11 protein-coding genes are annotated in these 19,050 nt (G+C 65.4%); 8 read left to right on the forward strand and 3 right to left on the reverse strand.

The window, feature by feature from the left end:
• Positions 1 to 104 precede the first annotated feature (104 nt).
• Together O6Y00_RS13285 and O6Y00_RS13290 are read right to left on the reverse strand one after the other, a co-directional pair.
• Positions 105 to 896: a DUF72 domain-containing protein gene (locus O6Y00_RS13285; protein ID WP_353443078.1), complete on the reverse strand. Its 792-nt coding sequence runs from the start codon at positions 894 to 896 to the stop codon at positions 105 to 107.
• Positions 897 to 954: 58 nt separating this feature from the next.
• Entirely contained in the window at positions 955 to 1,677 is a 723-nt protein-coding gene (locus O6Y00_RS13290; protein ID WP_353443079.1) for a Crp/Fnr family transcriptional regulator, read from the reverse strand.
• A gap of 132 nt (positions 1,678 to 1,809) precedes the next feature.
• On the opposite strand from O6Y00_RS13290, the gene O6Y00_RS13295 reads away from it, so the two are divergent.
• The 7 genes from O6Y00_RS13295 (at position 1,810) to O6Y00_RS13325 (ending at position 15,149) form a co-directional block, all read left to right on the forward strand.
• Positions 1,810 to 2,589, forward strand: coding sequence for a class II aldolase/adducin family protein (locus O6Y00_RS13295; protein ID WP_353443080.1), 780 nt, complete (start codon positions 1,810 to 1,812; stop codon positions 2,587 to 2,589).
• A gap of 116 nt (positions 2,590 to 2,705) precedes the next feature.
• Positions 2,706 to 3,869 carry an alpha-hydroxy-acid oxidizing protein gene (locus tag O6Y00_RS13300; protein WP_353443081.1) on the forward strand — a complete coding sequence of 388 codons (1,164 nt, stop codon included), beginning with the start codon at positions 2,706 to 2,708 and terminating at the stop codon, positions 3,867 to 3,869.
• 57 nt (positions 3,870 to 3,926) lie between these two features.
• Positions 3,927 to 7,490: a hydantoinase B/oxoprolinase family protein gene (locus tag O6Y00_RS13305; protein WP_353443082.1), complete on the forward strand. Its 3,564-nt coding sequence runs from the start codon at positions 3,927 to 3,929 to the stop codon at positions 7,488 to 7,490.
• Positions 7,491 to 8,144 carry a DUF969 domain-containing protein gene (locus tag O6Y00_RS13310; protein WP_353443083.1) on the forward strand — a complete coding sequence of 218 codons (654 nt, stop codon included), beginning with the start codon at positions 7,491 to 7,493 and terminating at the stop codon, positions 8,142 to 8,144.
• Positions 8,141 to 9,082 (forward strand): DUF979 domain-containing protein, encoded by a 942-nt coding sequence (locus tag O6Y00_RS13315; protein WP_353443084.1) that lies wholly within the window; start codon positions 8,141 to 8,143, stop codon positions 9,080 to 9,082. The genes O6Y00_RS13310 and O6Y00_RS13315 overlap by 4 nt, the downstream gene beginning before the upstream one ends.
• Positions 9,082 to 10,056: a DUF2891 domain-containing protein gene (locus O6Y00_RS13320; RefSeq protein WP_353443085.1), complete on the forward strand. Its 975-nt coding sequence runs from the start codon at positions 9,082 to 9,084 to the stop codon at positions 10,054 to 10,056. The genes O6Y00_RS13315 and O6Y00_RS13320 overlap by 1 nt, the downstream gene beginning before the upstream one ends.
• Before the next feature lie 152 nt (positions 10,057 to 10,208).
• Positions 10,209 to 15,149, forward strand: coding sequence for a DUF4214 domain-containing protein (locus tag O6Y00_RS13325; RefSeq protein WP_353443086.1), 4,941 nt, complete (start codon positions 10,209 to 10,211; stop codon positions 15,147 to 15,149).
• Positions 15,150 to 15,194: 45 nt separating this feature from the next.
• Here O6Y00_RS13325 and O6Y00_RS13330 read toward each other — a convergent pair whose 3' ends face one another.
• Positions 15,195 to 15,638 (reverse strand): AprI/Inh family metalloprotease inhibitor, encoded by a 444-nt coding sequence (locus O6Y00_RS13330; protein ID WP_353443087.1) that lies wholly within the window; start codon positions 15,636 to 15,638, stop codon positions 15,195 to 15,197.
• An 81-nt stretch (positions 15,639 to 15,719) separates the two neighbouring features.
• Between O6Y00_RS13330 and O6Y00_RS13335 the strand changes: the two genes are divergently transcribed.
• Complete coding sequence (locus tag O6Y00_RS13335; protein ID WP_353443088.1) at positions 15,720 to 18,935, forward strand: DUF4214 domain-containing protein; 3,216 nt, start codon at positions 15,720 to 15,722, stop codon at positions 18,933 to 18,935.
• Positions 18,936 to 19,050 lie beyond the last annotated feature (115 nt).

Raw genomic sequence — 19,050 nt, forward strand, 5'->3', positions numbered from 1 at the left:
AGTGCGCGCATGAGAGTGGACAAATGTCTGGTTTCGCGAAGCGTGATCAACAGGCTGAACGTCCGCGGGTGCGCGTTATCGGACGCAGCAGGCGCCGCGGCGGCCTATGCCGACACGCGCTTGATCAGCGCCATCGCGGCATGCGGCGCGCGGATCTTGGCGCCGTTGATGAAGAACACGAACGTCTCGCGCTTGCGTTTCGCGGGCGCAGCGTCCTCGACATAGGGAAGGCCGTCGGGGCGGCCACCTGCTTCCCATATTCGCGCACGGTCCGCCCATGCGTCCAGCACGGTCGGCGCATAGCCCGCGACGAACTGCTCCTCGGCGTCTTCCAGCCGCGCATAGACGAAATCGCCGGTGACGTCGGCGATCGCGGGATATTCCGCCGATTGCGCGAAGACGATCGCGACGCCGGCGTCGCGGCACATCGCCACGAACTCCGGCACCGCGAAACTCTCGTGGCGAACCTGGATAGCATGGCGCAACGCGAGCCCGTCCTGTCTGGAGGGCAGCAGCTTCAGGAACGCGCCGAAATCGTCCGCGTCGAACTGTTTCGTCGCCATGAACTGCCACAGGATCGGCCCGAGCCGATCGCCCAGCTCGGCGATCCCCTGCCCCGTGAACTTCGCGATCGAGTCGCCCGCGTCCGCGAGCACCTTGCGGTTGGTGCAATAGCGCGACGCCTTGAGCGAGAAGACGAACCCGTCGGGCACCGCCTTCGCCCACGACGCGAATGTCGCCGGCTTCTGGCTGCCGTAATAGGTGCCGTTGATCTCGATCGCGGTGACGTGTTCCGCGGCATAATCGAGCTCGCGCTTCTGCGGCCATTTCTCGGGATAGAAGGTCCCGCGCCATGGCTCGTAGGTCCAGCCGCCGATTCCAATTCTGATGGTCATGCGCGACGGTGTAGCGCGTCGCGTCGGTGCTTGGCGATGAGTCCTTGCGGCAAGCCGGTCATTCCGTGGCGATCGCCCGTAACGCCGGCACGTCGAGGATCTCGACCCGCGCATAGGCGATGCTGACCAGCCCGCTGCGCTCGAACTGTTTGAGATGCCGGTTGAGCGTCTGGCGGGCGATCCCGACCACCGCCGCGAGATCCTCCTGCCTGATGACCACCGGCGCCTCCCCTATCCGCCCCTCCTCTGCGTGCCTCGTCTCTGCGTGCCCCGTCTCTGCATGCGAAGCGCGGAGCAGCGCCTGCGCGAGCCGGGCCCGGATCGACCGGCCGACGCTGTGCGCGATGAACCGCAACGCGGTGCGCTGGTGCGCGCAGACCAGCAGGCCGAGATCGCGGTACAGCGCGGGATGGGCCTCCGCCGCGCGCGCGAACGCCGCCATCGGCACGTGCAGCAGCCGCGCCGGCCCGAACGCGGTCGCGTCGTGGGGGCGCGGATGACCGTCCAGCGTCGACAATTCGCCGAACCAGGTCCCCGGCCGAACGATCAACGCGAGCAGCTCCGCTCCGTTGGCGGACAGGCTTTTCAGCCGGATTTGCCCGTCGATCACCGCCCATAGCCCGTTCGGCGGATCGCCCGCGCCATAGATCCGCGCGCCGCCCTCCAGCGTCTCGACCCGCGCCTCACGCAGCAGGCTCTCGCGCCGGACCGGGGCAATGCCGCCGAACCACGGATCGGTCGCCAGCATGTCCGAGATCGGGTCGAGGGCCGCGTTACGCATCTGCAAAGGCTAGCGGTTATTTGCAGATTGTCACCAGGGCGACACTGTTTCGCGTGCGGCTGTCGTACACTGCGGCAACGGCATGGCCGAACGGCGCGGCGGCGAACGACCGCGCGGCACGAGGAGACGATGATGGCGACGGCATTGAAGGCAATGACGACCGTGAAGGACCAGGTTTCGGCCGAGGAATGGGCGCTGCGCGTCGATCTCGCCGCCGCCTATCGGCTGGTGGCGCTGTATGGCTGGGACGACCTGATCTTCACGCACCTCTCGGCGCGCGTGCCCGGTCCCGAGCATCATTTCCTGATCAATCCCTATACGCACATGTTCGAGGAGATCACCGCGTCGTCGCTGGTCAAGATCGACGTCGACGGCAACAAGGTCATGGACACGCCGGCGCCGGTGAACCGGGCGGGCTTCGTGATCCATTCGGCGATCCATGCCGGGCGCGACGATGCGGTCGCGGTGCTCCATCTGCACACGCCGCATGGCCAGGCGGTGTCGGCGATGGCGGAGGGGCTGCTGCCGCATACCCAGACGGCGATGATCGCCGGGCACGACGTCGCCTATCACGACTTCGAGGGCATCGCGACCGAACTGGAGGAGCGCGAGCGTCTCGTCGAGGATCTGGGCACGAAGAACGCGATGATCCTGCGCAATCACGGCACGCTGACGATCGGGGAATCGGTGCCGCAGGCGTTCCTGCGGATGTATTTCCTCGAGCGCGCCTGCGAGGCGCAGGTGCTGATGCTGAGCGCCGGCCGCGAGAATCTGAACACGCCGCACCAGGGCGTCGCCGAGAAGGTCGAGGGCCAGTCGAGCGGTGCGGGCATGCGCATGCTCGCCGACGGGCTTGCCTGGCCGGCGCTGCTGCGCAAGCTCGACCGCGTCAATCCGGGTTATCGCGACTGACGCAATCGGGCCGGCCGTGCTCAGCGCCGGCCCAATCGCATCGGCCCAATTGCAACGGCCGTGCTCAGCACCGGCTTAATCGCGACGGGTTCAATCGACGTCCGGAAAGGTACCGCATGCCGCATTACGGCGACTATCAGAACGAGATCTATTTCGCCGGGCTGGCGGGCGTCGCACCGAAGCTGCCGGTCGACTTCGCCTCGCTCGAAGCGCGCGCCGCGGCGGCCCTGCCCCCCGCGGTGCTCGGCTATCTCCAGGGCGGCTGCGGCGACGAGTTCACGCAGCGCCACAACGCCGACGCCTTCCGCCACTGGGGCATGACGCCGCGGATGATGATCGATTGCGCGCGCCGCGACCTGTCGATCGACCTGTTCGGGATGACGCTGCCGAGCCCGATCTTCATGAGCCCGGTCGGGATCAACGGTCTGTGCACGCAGGACGGGCATGGCGACATCGCCGCCGCGCGCGCCGCCGCGCTGACCGGCGTGCCGCTGGTCCAGTCGACGCTGTCGAACGACCCGATCGAGGCGGTGGCCGAGGCGCTCGGCGATACGCCCGGCTTCTTCCAGCTCTACACGCCCAAGGACAAGCCGCTGACCGAAAGCCTGGTCAACCGCGCCGAGGCGGCGGGGTACAAGGCGATCGTCGTCACGCTCGACACCTGGGTGACCGGCTGGCGTCCCCGCGATCTCAACGTCGCAAATTTCCCGCAGCTGCGCGGCCATGTGCTGGAGAATTACTTCAGCGATCCGGTGTTCCAGGCGATGCTCGCCAAGCCGCCGCGCGAGGATCTGCCAGCGGCGGTACGGCAATGGGCGGGCATTTTCGGCAAGGTGCTGACCTGGGACGACATGCCCTGGCTCCGCTCGCTGACCCGGCTGCCGCTCGTCCTGAAGGGGATCTGCCACCCCGACGACGCCCGGCGCGCGATCGATCTCGGCGCCGACGCGATCTATTGCTCGAACCACGGCGGACGGCAGGCGAATGGCGGGATCGCCGCGATCGACCTGCTGCCCGACGTCGTCACCGCGAGCGGCACTATCCCGGTACTGTTCGATTCCGGGATCCGGTCGGGCAGCGACGTCGTCAAGGCGCTGGCGCTCGGCGCGACCGCGGTCGGGGTCGGCAGGCCCTATACCTATGGGCTGGCGCTGGACGGCGCGGCCGGCGCGGCGCACGTGCTGAAATGCATTCTCGCCGAAGCCGACCTGCTGATGGCGGTGAACGGCTATCCGTCGATCGCGCAGGTCCGCGCCGCAGGAGCCACCCGCCGCGCGTGACGGCGTCGGTGGACGGCTTGGCTTGATCCGATCCGGTGGTGCCGTAAGACGTCGGTGATGATACCCTGGCAATTCTGGATCGATCGCGGCGGCACGTTTACCGATGTCGTCGCCCGCCAACCCGGTGGCGACCTCGTCACGGTGAAATTGCTGTCCGAGGACCCCGAGCGCTACGCCGATGCCGCGGTCGAGGCGATCCGGCGCCTGACGGGCGGCGCGGACGTGCCGCTCGAACTGCGGATCGGCACCACCGTCGCGACCAACGCGCTGCTCGAGCGCAAGGGCGAGCCGACGCTGCTGGCGATCACCCGCGGGTTCGGCGATGCGCTGGTCATCGGCCATCAGGAACGCGCCGACATTTTCGCGCGCGACGTCGGCCGCGCCGCGCCGCTGTTCGCGCGCGTGGTGGAGATCGACGAGCGGATTGCCGCGGATGGCAGCGTGCTGACACCGCTCGACCGCGATGCCGCCCAATCCGGGCTTGAAGCCGCATACGACGCCGGCCTCCGCGCGATCGCGATCGTCCTGATGCACGGCTATCGCTTCACTCATCACGAGACCGCGCTGGCGGAGATCGCACGCGCGATCGGCTTCACGCAGGTTTCGGTCAGCCATCAGGTCGCGCCGCTGATCAAGCTGATCGGTCGCGGCGATACGACCCTGGTCGACGCCTATCTGTCGCCGGTGCTCGATCGCTACGTCGAGGGGCTCAGCGCGGCGCTTGGCCAGGGCGCGTTGTTCATGCAGTCGTCGGGTGGCCTGGTCGACGGCGCCAGCTTTCGCGGCAAGGATGCGATCCTGTCGGGGCCGGCGGGCGGGATCGTCGGCATGGCCGCGACCGCGCGCGAGGCGGGGTTCGACCGGGTCATCGGCTTCGACATGGGCGGCACTTCGACCGACGTGTCGCATTATGCCGGCAGCTACGAACGCGACACCGACACGCTGATCGCCGGCACGCGCATCCGCGCGCCGATGCTGCGTATCCACACCGTCGCGGCGGGCGGCGGGTCGATCTGCCGGTTCGACGGCCAGCGGCTGCTGGTCGGTCCCGAGAGCGCCGGCGCGGTGCCGGGGCCGGCGTGCTACCGGCGCGGCGGGCCGCTGACCGTCACCGACTGCAACGTCATGCTCGGCAAGCTGCGCCCCGATTTCTTTCCCGCGCTGTTCGGGGCGCAGGGCGACGCGCCGCTCGATCCCGCGGCGGTGGCGGACCGTCTCGCGGAACTGCCGCTCGCCCCCCACGTCGCCGCCGAAGGCTTCGTCGCGGTCGCGGTCGCCAACATGGCCAACGCGATCCGCACGATCTCGGTCGCGCGCGGGCACGACGTCACGCGCTACACGCTCGCCTGCTTCGGTGGCGCCGGTGGACAACATGCCTGCCTCGTCGCCGATGCGTTGGCGATGGACCGGGTGATGATCCATCCGCTCGCCGGCGTGCTCTCCGCCTATGGCATGGGGCTCGCCGACCGCCGCGTGCTGCGCGAGGCGACGCTGGGAACAGGGATCGACGATCATGCCACGCTCGTCAGCGCGCTCGACACGCTGGCAGATGCGGCGCGCGCGGCGCTCGTCGCGCAAGGCATCGCCGCCGACGCGATCATCGTCGAGCGGCGCGTGCATCTGCGGCGCGGCCAGACCGAGCACAGCATCGAGCTGGACCTCGCCGACATCGACACGATGACCGCCGCGTTCGACGCCGCGCATGTCGCGCAGTTCGGGTTCGCCGGCACGCAGCCGCTGATCGTCGACCGCATCCTCGCCGAGGCGATCGCGGCGAGCGCACCGATCGAGACGATGGCGCGGCCACTGCCGACCCGGGCGGCGGCGCCGATGGCGACCGTCCCGGTCTATCTGGCGGGCGCGTGGCACGACACGCCGGTGCTCGCGCGCGAAGGCCTGCCCGCGGAGCATGCGCTCGACGGTCCGGCGTTGATCATCGATCCGGTCTCGACCACCGTCGTGGAACCCGGCTGGCGCGCCCGCGTCGACGGCATCGGCACGCTGATCCTCGACCGCATCGCCCCGCGCGCAACCGCCGTGATCGGCACCGCCAGCGATCCGGTCCGCCTCGCGATCTTCGCCGGGCTGTTCATGAGCATCGCCGAGGAGATGGGCGCGGCGCTGCAGCGCTCGGCGGCCTCGGTCAACATCCGCGAACGGCTCGATTTCTCCTGCGCGCTGTTCGATGCGCGCGGCAATCTGGTCGCCAACGCGCCGCACATCCCGGTCCATCTCGGCTCGATGGGCGAGAGCATCCGCACCATCATCGCCGCGCGGGGGGATGCCGCAGACGGCCGCGGGATCCGCCGCGGCGACGCCTATGCGCTCAACGCGCCGTATCGCGGCGGCACGCATCTGCCTGACATCACGATCATCATGCCGGTATTCGCGGATGGCAGCGACGCACCGGACTGGTTCGTCGCCGCGCGCGGCCATCATGCCGATGTCGGCGGGATCACCCCCGGATCGATGCCGCCGGACAGCGTCTCGGTCGAGCAGGAAGGCGTGCTGCTCGACGACGTGCTGGTGGTCGACGAGGGCCATTTCCGCGAGGCCGAGCTGCGCGCGCTGTTCGCAGGCGGCGTCTGGCCGGCGCGCAACATCGACCAGAACATCGCCGATCTCGCCGCGCAGCTCGCCGCCTGCACGCGCGGCGCCGCTGGCCTCGCGCGGATCGCCGGGGACTATGGGGCGGACGTCGTCAGCGCGTATATGGAGCACGTCCAGGTCAATGCCGACGCCGCGGTCCGCCGCGTGATCGCCGGCCTCGACGACGGCGACTTCGCCTACGCGATGGACGACGGCGCGATGGTCCGCGTCGCGATCCGCGTCGATCGCACGGCCCGCACGATGGTGGTCGACTTCGCCGGCACCAGCGACCAGCGGCCCAACAACTTCAACGCGCCGGTCTCGATCGTCCGCGCCGCGGTGCTGTACGTCATGCGCGTGCTGGTCGACGACGGCGTGCCGCTCAACGACGGCTGTCTGCGCGGCGTCACGATCCGCGTCCCCGAAGGCTCGATGCTCAACCCGCGCTTTCCGGCCGCGGTGGTCGCGGGCAATGTCGAGACCAGCCAGGTCGTCACCGATGCGCTGTTCGGCGCGTTCGGCGCGATGGCGGCCAGCCAGGGCACGATGAACAACTTCACCTTCGGCGACGATACCTACCAATATTACGAGACGATCGCGGGCGGATCGGGGGCCGGCCCGACGCATGATGGCACCGCGGTGATCCAGACCCACATGACCAACAGTCGACTGACCGATCCGGAGATCTTCGAGACGCGCTTTCCCGTGCTGCTCGAGGAGTTCTCGATCCGCGCCGGCTCGGGCGGATCGGGCGCCCGCCGCGGCGGCGATGGCGGCACGCGCCGGATCCGCTTCCTCGCCGGGATGACCGCGTGCATCCTCGCCAACCGCCGCCGCGTGCCGCCATTCGGTCTCGGCGGTGGCGCGGACGGGGCGGTCGGCGCGGCATGCGTCGAGCGCGCCGACGGGTCGATCGAGCGTCTGGGATCGACCGCGAAGGTGGACATGGCCGCCGGCGACGTGTTCGTCATCGAGACGCCCGGCGGCGGCGGCTTCGGCACATTGCCCGCAAACGCACTCGGGAGCGTCTGAATGCTCGTTCTTGCCGGTATCGCGGTGATCGTCGCGGGCTTCCTGTTGCGCTTCAATCCGCTGCTGGTGGTCGCCGTCTCGGCACTTGTCACCGGTCTCGCCGCGGGGCTCGATCCACGCGTGATCCTCGCCGCGTTCGGCAAGGCGTTCAATACCAACCGCTATGTCAGCGTCGTCTATATCGTGCTGCCGGTGATCGGCCTGCTCGAACGTCACGGGCTGCAGGAGCGCGCGCGCGGCGCGATCGCCGCGCTGAAGGGCGCGACGGTCGGGCGGCTGCTGCTCGGCTATCTGCTGTTCCGCCAGGTCACCGCCGCGCTCGGGCTCACCTCGATCGCCGGGCCGGCGCAGAGCGTGCGCCCGCTGGTCGCGCCGATGGCGGAGGCGGCCGCCGAGCGGCAAGGCGCTGAGCCCGGCGGCGATGCGATCCCGGCAATGGCCGCGGCAACCGACAATATCGGGCTGTTCTTCGGCGAGGACATCTTCATCGCGATCGGATCGATCCTGCTGATGAAGGGCGTGCTCGAAGGCTATGGCATCGTCATCCAGCCGCTGCATCTGTCGCTATGGGCGATCCCGACCGCGATCGCGGCCTTGCTGATCCACGGGTTCCGCCTGTGGCTGCTCGATCGTCGACTGGCCCGCGCCGCATGATCGGCACCAATTTCATCTATCTCGTCGGTGGCGTGACGTTCGCGGTGTTCGCGCTGCTCAGCGCCACCGACCGCGGCAACGCCAGGCGCCTGGGCAATGCCGGCTTCTACGCGTTGCTCAGCCTCAGCTTCCTGTTCGGCGATCGGATCGGCGACATCGGCAACGGCGTGCTCGTGCTCGGCCTCGTCGCGATCGCAGGGACGGGCGCGATGGGGCGCAGCACGCGCGGCACCACCGGGTCCGTCGCGCGCCAGGCCGAGGCAGCGGCGCGCGGCAACCGGCTGTTCCTGCCCGCGCTCGTGATCCCGGCGACCGCGCTGCTCGGCACGCTGGCGTTCAAGGCGATGCCCGCGCTCGTCGACCCCAGGCAGATCACGCTGGTCGCGCTGGCGTGCGGCGTGATCCTCGCACTCGCGGTCGGCTATGCCTGGTTCCGGCCGTCGCCCGCGACCCCGTTCGTCGAGGGGCTGCGGCTGATGGACGATGTCGGCTGGGCGGCGGTGCTGCCGCAGATGCTCGCGAGTCTCGGCGCGGTGTTCGCGCTGGCGGGCGTCGGCCAGGTCGTCGGCGGGATCGCGGGCGCGGCGATCCCCGATGGCAGCCTGATCGGCGCGGTGCTCGTCTATGTGCTCGGCATGACCGCGTTCACGATGGTGATGGGCAACGCCTTCGCCGCCTTCCCGGTGATGTTCGCCGCGGTCGCGATGCCGCTGCTGATCGGCCGCTATCACGGCGATCCGGCGGTGATCGCGGCGATCGGCATGCTCGCCGGGTTCTGCGGGACGCTGATGACGCCGATGGCGGCGAACTTCAATCTGGTGCCCGCCGCGTTGCTCGACCTCAAGGACAAGGGCGCGGTGATCCGCGCCCAGATTCCGACCGCGCTGCCGCTGCTCGCGGTGAATATCGCACTGCTCTACTGGCTGGGATTCCGCTGATGCTCGACGCCGCCACCGCCGACCGCTTCGCCGCGCTCACGCTGGGCCACCTCACCCGCGCATGGCCCTTCAAGCTCGACCAGATTCTCACCGGTCCAGTCGATCTCGCCGAGCCGAGCGTGCTGCACCCGATCTTCCACGGCAGTTTCGACTGGCATAGCTGCGTGCATGGCTGGTGGCAGGTGATGCGGCTCGCGCGCCTGTATCCGGACAACGCCGCAACCCCCGCGATCGAGGCGCTGGCGGACCGGATGCTGATCCCCGAGCGCGTCGCCGGGGAGGTCGCCTATCTCGACCGACCGATGAGCGGCGGGTTCGAGCGCCCCTATGGCTGGGGCTGGCTGCTCGCGCTGCACGACGAACTGGCGCTGCGTCCCGATCGTCCCTGGGCCGGCGCGATGGCGCCGCTCGCCCACGCATTCGCCGCGCGGTTCGAGGCGTATCTGCCAAAGCTCAGCTACCCGGTGCGGAGCGGCAAGCACGACAGCACCGCGTTCGCCTTGATCCACGCCTTGCGCTGGGCGCGGACGCGTGACCGCGCGCTGGCGCACCTGATCGAGGACCGCGCGCGCCACTGGTTCGGCGGAGATCGCGACGCACGGCCGTGGGAGCCGAGCGGCGAGGACTTCCTCTCCGCGACGTTGTGCGAGGCGCTCTTGATGAAGTCCGTGCTGGGGGCGGAGTTCGGCGCGTGGCTGGCCGCGTTCCTGCCAGACCCCTACGGCGCGCCGACCGCCTGCCTGCGCGTGCCCGCCGACGTCACGGATCGCAGCGACGGGCGGCTGGCGCATCTCGACGGGCTGAACCTCGCCCGCGCCTGGTGCTGGCGCAGCCTCGCCAACGACCTGCCCGATCCGGCGCGCACGCGCGCGATCGCCGAGACACATCTCGACGCCGCGCTACCGCACCTCGCCGACGACTATATGGGCGAACACTGGCTCGCGACCTTCGCGCTACTGGCGCTTACCGCTTGAGCGCAAGGAGTCGGGCTCGAAACTTTGCCCCGACGCGCCGCTTGCGGGAGCCCGACAATCCAGACATAGGTTAAGTCGTTGAAGCGATTTCGTGGCGCGACACCGGATAAAACCCGGATTGCGAACGAAAGATTTTCAGACAAGACCTACGAGTGAAACAGATCGTATCCGGGGGGATCATGACCAGTCAGCCGCAAAGCGCGTCCGTAACATTGACGTCGACGTCGAACGAAACCGTTCTCAGCCAGGACCAGAAGACGCTGTATGTCGCCGGCAAGGACGGCAAGCTCTCGGTGATCGATGTCGAGACCGGCGCGCTGAAGGCAGGCTGGACGGTCGGCACCAATCTCGGCGGGTTGGATATCTCGCTCGACGGACGGTATGCGGTGATCGCCGAGCGGACGCCGATTTCGACGACGATCGGCCAATATGGCGAACGGACCTACCAGATCGGTGTTCACCGGGTCGATCTCGCGACCGGCGAGGTAAGGACCTTCGTCACGACCCCGAACTATTACGACTACACCTTCTTCGACGTCGCGGTGCTGTCGAACGGCAAGGTGCTGTTGACGCAGAGCTTCCAGGGCTCGGGCTGGGTGACGCTGAAGACGCTCGACATCGCCACCGGCGCGATCGCGACGCTGCCTGGTTCCTATACGCAGGACAGCATCATCTCGGTCAGCGACGACCGGACCAAGGTGCTGGTGGCGGAATCCAATATCTCCAGCGCGCCCGTCAACATGTTCACGGTTCAGGGCGATACGCTCGTCGCGACCGCGCATAACGGATCGCAGGGGTACAACCGCGGCGTCCAGGCGATCAGCGCCGACGGCAGCCTGGTCGCCAATTACGTGTACGGCGCGGGCGTGCTCGTGTTCGACGGCAACCTCAAATACACCTACAATCTGTCGAACACATATCCCGATCTTCAGTCGTCGACTGGTCTGCAGGGTCTTACGTTCAGCAAGGACAACAGCATCCTGTATGTCGTCAACGGCGACAAGGACACCATCCTGGCGATCTCGACGAGCGACTGGAGCACCGTCGCGACCTATGCGACGGGTGTGTCGCTGGCCGGCACGTATCGGACCGGCGCGTTTGGCGACAATCTCCACGTCACCGACAATGGCGAATATCTGATCCTCACGCATGAGGGCGGCGTCCAACGAATCGACACGACGCTGCGCAACGGCACCGATGTCGCCGACGCGCTCACCGGCGATGCCGGGATCAACAAGCTCTACGGTCTCGACGGCAACGACGTGCTGTCCGGCCTTGGCGGCAACGACAAGCTCTATGGCGGTGACGGCAACGACACGCTCATCGGCGGCGCGGGCGACGACCTGCTCGACGGCGGCGCCGGTGCCGACCGCGCGAGCTATGCCGGCACGTTCCGCAGTTATGCGGCCGAAGCCTCGGCAGGATCGCTCGTGCTCCACGGCGGGGCCGCCGAGGCGCGCGACACGCTGACCGGGGTCGAGGCGGTCACGTTCGTCGACGGCGTGTATGTCGTCGACGCGGACAGCGTCGGTGCGCAGGTGACGCGGCTGTACGACACGGTGTTGCAGCGTGGCGCAGACCCGGTGGGGCTCGAATATTGGCTCGACCGGATTCAGGACCAGGGTGCGACGCTCAATACGGTGGCCACCGATTTCCTCAACAGCGCTGAATTCCAGGCCGCGACCGGCACGCTGTCGAACGCGGCGTTCGTCGACTATGTCTACCAGCAGGCGCTGGGCCGCGGTGCGGATCCTGCCGGCGGCAGCTTCTGGACGGCACGGCTCGACAGCGGGCTGTCGCGCAGCAGCATGCTGATCGACTTCTCGGAAAGCGCCGAGCACCGCACGATCACCGCCGACCAGGTCGGCAAGGGCTATTTCGACACCAACGATACCTACCAGGCGGTCGCGTTGCTTTACGACAGCTTCACCGGACGCCTGCCCGATGCCGGTGGCCTGACCTTCTGGTCGGAGCAGGTCAAGACCGGCGCGCGGTCGCTGGCGCAGGTCTCCAACGAGTTCGCGGCATCGGCCGAATTCACCGCGGCGATCGCGGGCAAGACCAGCGGCCAGCTGGTCGACTTCATGTACCAGAACACGCTCGATCGCGGTCCCGATGCTGCGGGCCGCGCCTTCTGGGTCGACCAGCTCGACAAGGGCCTGACCAAGGGCGCGCTGCTGTTCGAATTCTCGCAGAGCGCCGAGCATTTCGCGCTGAAGGCCGCCGACATCATCGACGGCATCCGAGTAGCGGATGGCGGGTCCGCCGCTGCAACGGCATCGGCTGTACGCCCAAGTGCGATTTCCTCCGAGCTTCTCGTTGCAAATTCATCGACTGCGCCCACCGACCCTGAAAACGGGCCGGTCGATACATCAAACCCGATACTGACATCGTTGACGTTGCCGACGAATGTCGACGTTACCAAAGGTGGTCAGTATGTCGGGTTCACGGTTGGTGCCAGCGATGTAGGGCAGGGCGTGGACCACGTTACTTTAGCTTTAGACCACTCCTATCGTTCCGATTATGGAAATACGAGTTACATCAACTTCTACGATTCTTCCGACAGTTTCTCGGATGGTATTTCGTCAACTCGATCATATTTCGACCCGGCAACGTCTGCAGGAACCTACAAAGTTACTGGAGCCTATGTGTATGACAAGGCTGGTAACAATACCTACTATAATGAGTATCAACTCACAGCCCTGGGCATCAAAAACGAATTTACGGTTATCAGCAATTCACAGGCGGATACTGTAAACCCGATCCTTACATCGCTCACTCTACCGACAACTATCGATGTTACCAAGGGTGGCCAATATGCAACCTTCAAGGTTGGCGCCAGCGATATAGGCCAGGGCGTGGACCACGTTACGTTAGCGTTGGACCACGCCTATCGGTCCGATTATGGAAACACGAGCTACATCAATTTCTACGACTCATCTGACAGTTTTTCCGATGGAGTGTCGTTAACGCAGTCGTATTTCGATCAGGCGACCACTGCAGGAACCTATAAAATTACTGGGGCTTATGTTTTCGATAAAGCCGGCAACAGCACCTATTACAATGAAAATCAGCTCACTTCTTTAGGTATCGATAACAGGTTCACAGTTTCGAGTAATACCGTGGCAGATACGACAGGCCCGGTTCTGACATCGCTCACCTTGCCGACCAATATCGACGTTACTCGGGGTGGTCAGTATGTCGGCTTCACCGTTGGCGCCAGCGATGCAGGTCAAGGCGTGGATCATGTAACGCTAGCTCTCGATCACTCCTATCGTTCCGATTATGGAAATACGAGCTACATCAATCTCTATGATTCATCTGACAGTTTCTCCGATGGTGTTTCGTCAACTCAGTCGTATTTCGACTCCTCCACTGCTGCAGGGACTTACAAAGTTACCGGAGCCTATGTTTTCGACAAGGCTGGTAACAACACCTATTACAATGAAAATCAGCTTATAGCCTTGGGGTATAATACGGCCTTCACGGTCACCGACAAAAATCTGGCGCCAACGGCAACCATATTGGCCCCCTCGATCCTGTCCGAAGACGGCTTGTCCGGCGCGTTGAGCATTACGTTGCTCAATATCCGCCAGGCTAGCGGGACGGTGTCGGTATCGTTCGATGCGGCACAATCGACCGCGACCAATGGCAGCGATGTCAGCGTGCCGAATTATTCGGGAAGCTACAGCGTCAGTCTGTCGCCGAGCGGCAACTACACGCTTGACCTGCCGTCGATTGCCGTGATTGCCGACAGCCTGAAGGAAGGCACCGAGACGATCACCGTGACGATCCGCGCGTCGGGGCAGATCTTCGATACCGGCACCGATACGAAGACGATTCTCATCAAGCTCATCGACAGCGGCCAGACCGGTACGGCCAATGCCGACACGCTCACCGGGACTGACTTTGCCGACGACATATCGGGGTTTGCCGGCAACGACATCCTGAAGGGCGGTCTCGGAAACGATCATATCGACGGCGGCACCGGGATCGACACGGCGGTCTTTGCCAGCCTGTATCACGCATCGGCGATTACGGGCGCAGCCGCAGGTGGCCAGTATGTCGTCGATGGTGCGGACGGCCATGATGTGCTGACCGGTATCGAGCGGTTCGCGTTTGCCGACGGCGTATATGTCGTCGACGCGGACAGCGTCGGTGCGCAGGTGACGCGGTTGTACGACACCGTGTTGCAGCGTGGAGCGGACCCGATCGGGCTCGAATATTGGCTCGACCGGATCCAGGATCAGGGCGCGACGCTGAACACGGTCGCGACCGACTTCCTCAACAGCGCCGAGTTCCAGGCCGCGACCGGCACGCTGTCGAACGCGGCGTTCGTCGACTATGTCTATCAGCAGGCGCTCGGCCGCGGTGCGGATCCTGCCGGCGGCAGCTTCTGGACGGCGCAGCTTAATGGCGGGCTGTCGCGCAGCAGCATGCTGATCGACTTCTCGGAAAGCGCCGAGCACCGCACGCTGACCGCCGACCAAGTCGGCAAGGGGTATTTCGACACCGACGACACCTACCAGGCCGTCGCGTTGCTGTACGACAGCTTCACCGGCCGCCTGCCCGATGCCGGCGGCCTGACTTTCTGGTCGGAGCAGGTAAAAATGGGCGCGCGGACGCTGGCGCAGGTCTCCAACGAGTTTGCGGCATCGGCCGAATTCACGTCGGCGATCGCGAGCAAGACCAGCGGCCAGTTGGTCGACTTCATGTACCAGAACACGCTCGATCGCGGCGCCGATGCTGCGGGTCGCGCCTTCTGGGTCGACCAGCTCGACAAGGGCCTGACCAAGGGCGCGCTTCTGTTCGAATTCTCGCAGAGCGCCGAGCATTTCGCACTGAAGGCCGCCGACATCATCGACGGCATCCGGATCGGCGGGGGTGCGTCCGCGTCCGCCGCCGCGACGACGGTGGCGCAGGCCGACAGCGTGTTCGACGATGGCGCGACAACATCGGCCGTGCGCCCCAGTGCCTTTGTCGACCCGTCGGCCACCGACGCGACCCAGGCCGTCGATCATGCCGCCTGGAATCGTGCCGCCTGGCTCGACATGAGCCATCATGCCTTGGCCGAGATGCACGTCAGCGTCTGAATTGGCACTGCCCGTATTCGCGGTCTGCAACGGATACGGGCAGTTCTAGAACTTCAAACGTCGCCCAGGGTCGCTGTCGCCGACGTCATGCGGAGCCAATGTAATGACTGTACCGCCAGGCCGACGGAGGGACGCGAAGCCCGTCCTGTCGAAAGCGAAAAATCCGACAGACAGACGATCTGGTCCAACAAGATCCAGACCATCGGGGGCCGGGCGCCACGCAACAGCCTGTGCGCCGATTGTCTTGGCCAGGCATCCATCAGGATCTAGTAAGCGATACGCATTGGCATTCTCGACCCAGACGGTCGTCAAAGACACAGCGCAAATACTGTCTTCGCTTTCGACGCGCCACGGTCCGGCAAAACTGGTCGCGGGCGATAACTTTTGACTGTCGTTCATGCTTTCAGCATCTGCGGGAATCGGCACCAAAATAATACAAGCAGTTGCGACAAATCGGATCAACAGTGCCGAACGAGCGCGTTTGTACATAGTTTTCCGCCCATTCAATTGCCGTCAAGGTAAAAGGCCAGGCTCATGGCTGGCCGTACTTCTAATCAGGAAATCGTCACAATGCGACTTCAGTATGCGCCGATCGATGGCGACGTTTTCGAGGCATCCCCGACAACGCCCGGGATTGCCAGCGGTGTTGCGAATGCATTCGAACACGCACCTGCGCCGGCAGCTTCGGCATCGGGGTTCTCGTCGGCGGGCGCTGTTGTGGCACCCGTTGGCGGCGTGAACGACGGCGCTCGTGGCGATACCGGTCCGAACGGCAAGCCTTCGTACACGATCGATGAAGCCGCCATCTATATGACGCGCAACAATTATACGTGGAACGGCAGTGTCCTGGGCCGTGCGGCAACCGTGACCTACGGCTTTCGCGATACGGCGCCGGCCGGCGATACGCAGGGCTTTTCCACTTTCAGCGCCCAGCAGATTACGCAAGCCGAGTTGTCGTTGCAGTCCTGGTCCGATGTCGCAAACATCACCTTTACGCGCGTCGGAACCGGATCGAGTGGCGCTGCAGCGTATAGCTCAGCCGCGCAGATGCTGTTCTCCAACTATTCGACAGGGAGAGAAAACGCTGCCGCTTATGCCTATTATCCCGGCACGGGGAATGGGGGCGATCTCTGGTTTAACACTACGATCAGCACCAACATCAATCCGTCGACCCTCAGTTATGGACGGCAGACTCTCACGCATGAAATCGGCCATACGATGGGGATTTCACATCCGGGCGATTATGACTCGGCCAATGGCTCGCCGAGTTACACCAATGACGCGCGCTATTACGAGGATTCACGACAGTATTCCGTGATGAGCTATTGGTCGGAAACCAACACGGGTGCCAGTTTTGGTGGGACATATGCGTCTGCGCCCTTGCTCGACGACATCGCTGCAGCACAGCGTCTGTACGGCGCCAACATGACGATGAGGCTCGACGACACGACCTACGGATTCAATTCGAATGCCGGGCGTGATTTCTACAGTGCGACGTCTGCCAATATGCCGGTGGTGTTCGCCGCATGGGATGCCGGCGGTGTCGATACGTTCGACTTTTCGGGGTACGCGCAGGCGCAGCGCATCGACCTGAATGCGGGTGCGTTCTCGGATGTCGGTGGTTTGCGCGGTAACGTCTCGATCGCCGCCGGCGTAGTGATAGAACGTGCAATCGGCGGATCGGGCGCCGACGAGATCATCGGCAACGCGGCCGATAATTACATCTCCGGCAATGGTGGCAGCGACCAGATCTACGGTATGGACGGTAACGACGTTCTGGTTGCCGGGATCGGCGGCATTGGTGCGCCGGCGCGCGTCAAGCCTGCTGGCGAAGCGAATTCCACACAATCCCAGGCCGTTTCGCTGAACAACTGGATATCGTTGGCGGCCGACACCACGATCGCAAACTCCACGACGATTCCCCATGCCACCGTTCGCGCGTCCTCGGATGGCGACGCGGAATGGTTCAGGTTTACAGTGGGCGCAGCCGGTACGATCGCGCTCGATATCGACGGAGCCAGCTTCGACACCTATCTCTATCTATATGATTCAGCCGGTCTGTTGATCGCGTCCAACGATGACAGCCCGGTTCAAGACCCGGGCAGCACGAGCCTGTTGGAATCCAACCTGACATACGCGGTGACGACGCCAGGTGAGTATTTTGCCCGGGTCGTCGAATATGGCAGCAGCGCAGCGCCAGTCGGCGGGGCATTTTCACTCCACGTCTCGATACCGGGTGCGCCGGTCACTATTTCGGCGAGTGTCGGATCCACCTTGGATGGCGGCAATGGTGCCGATACGTTGCGCGGCGGAACGGCCGACGACATCCTGCGAGGCGGCGCCGGCGACGACCTTCTGAACGGTGGCGGCGGCAACAATGTCTTCGATGGCGGCGCTGGCAATGACGTGATCGTCGCATTCCTTGGCAGTTCGGTGATCGACGGCGGCCAGGGCCTCGATATGCTGTCGTTCGAGGATCAATCGCGCGGGCTCGACGCGAATCTGGCGACGCGGATTTCGACGATTGGACAAGCCGAATTTTCAGCGGCGCAAAGCATCGAGGGGATCCGGGGAACCGCTTTCGACGACCGCCTGATCGGCAATGGCCAGGATAACATCCTGCAGGGCCTCGCCGGCAATGATACGTTCTCGGGCGGTGCGGGCAATGACCTTATCGAAGGTGGAGCCGGGTTCGATCGGACAAGCTACACGAACGTCTTTCGGGCCTATGCCGCGCAGATTTCAAACACCTCCATCATTCTCAACGGAGGATCGGATGAGGGTCGCGACACGCTGACCGGCATCGAGATCGTGAGCTTCGCCGACGGGACGTATGTCGCCGATGCCGACAGCGTCGGTGCGCAGGTGACGCGTCTGTACGACACGGTGTTGCAGCGTGGTACGGACCCGATCGGACTCGAATATTGGCTCGACCGGATCCAAGATCAGGGCGCGACGCTCAATACGGTGGCCACCGACTTCCTCAACAGCGCCGAATTCCAGGCCGCGACCGGCACGCTGTCGAACGCGGCGTTCGTCGACTATGTCTACCAGCAGGCGCTTGGCCGCGGTGCGGATCCTGCCGGCGGCAGCTTCTGGACGGCGCAACTTAATGGCGGGCTGTCGCGCAGCAGCATGCTGATCGACTTCTCGGAAAGCGCCGAGCACCGCACGCTGACCGCCGACCAAGTCGGCAAGGGGTATTTCGACACCGACGACACCTACCAGGCCGTCGCGTTGCTGTACGACAGCTTCACCGGCCGCCTGCCCGATGCCGGCGGCCTGACTTTCTGGTCGGAGCAGGTAAAAATGGGCGCGCGGACGCTGGCGCAGGTCTCCAACGAGTTTGCGGCGTCGACCGAATTCACCGCGGCGATCGCGGGCAAGACCAGCGGCCAGCTGGTCGACTTCATGTACCAGAACACGCTCGATCGCGGTCCCGATGCGGCGGGCCGTGCCTTCTGGGTCGACCAGCTCGACAAGGGCCTGACCAAGGGCGCACTGCTGTTCGAATTCTCGCAGAGCGCCGAGCATTTCTCGCTGAAGGCCGCCGACATCATCGACGGCATCCGGATCGGCGGTGGTGCATCCGCCGCCACGACGACGGTGGCGCAGGCCGACAGCGTGTTCGACGATGGCGCGACAACATCGGCCGTGCGCCCCAGTGCCTTTGTCGACCCGTCGGCCACCGACGCGACCCAGGCCGTCGATCATGCCGCCTGGAATCGTGCCGCCTGGCTCGACATGAGCCATCATGCCTTGGCCGAGATGCACGTCAGCGTCTGATCAAGCGCTGCCCACCGCCGGAATACCTCCGCGCGATGGGCGGTCTTGGCAACCGGTGACGCAGCAGCGCCTGGTCGGTGCGTGATCGCCGGGCGATTCGACCTGGTTTCCGGAC

Origin of the sequence: Sphingomonas faeni (assembly GCF_040407565.1) — a bacterium.
GTDB lineage: Bacteria > Pseudomonadota > Alphaproteobacteria > Sphingomonadales > Sphingomonadaceae > Sphingomonas > Sphingomonas faeni_F.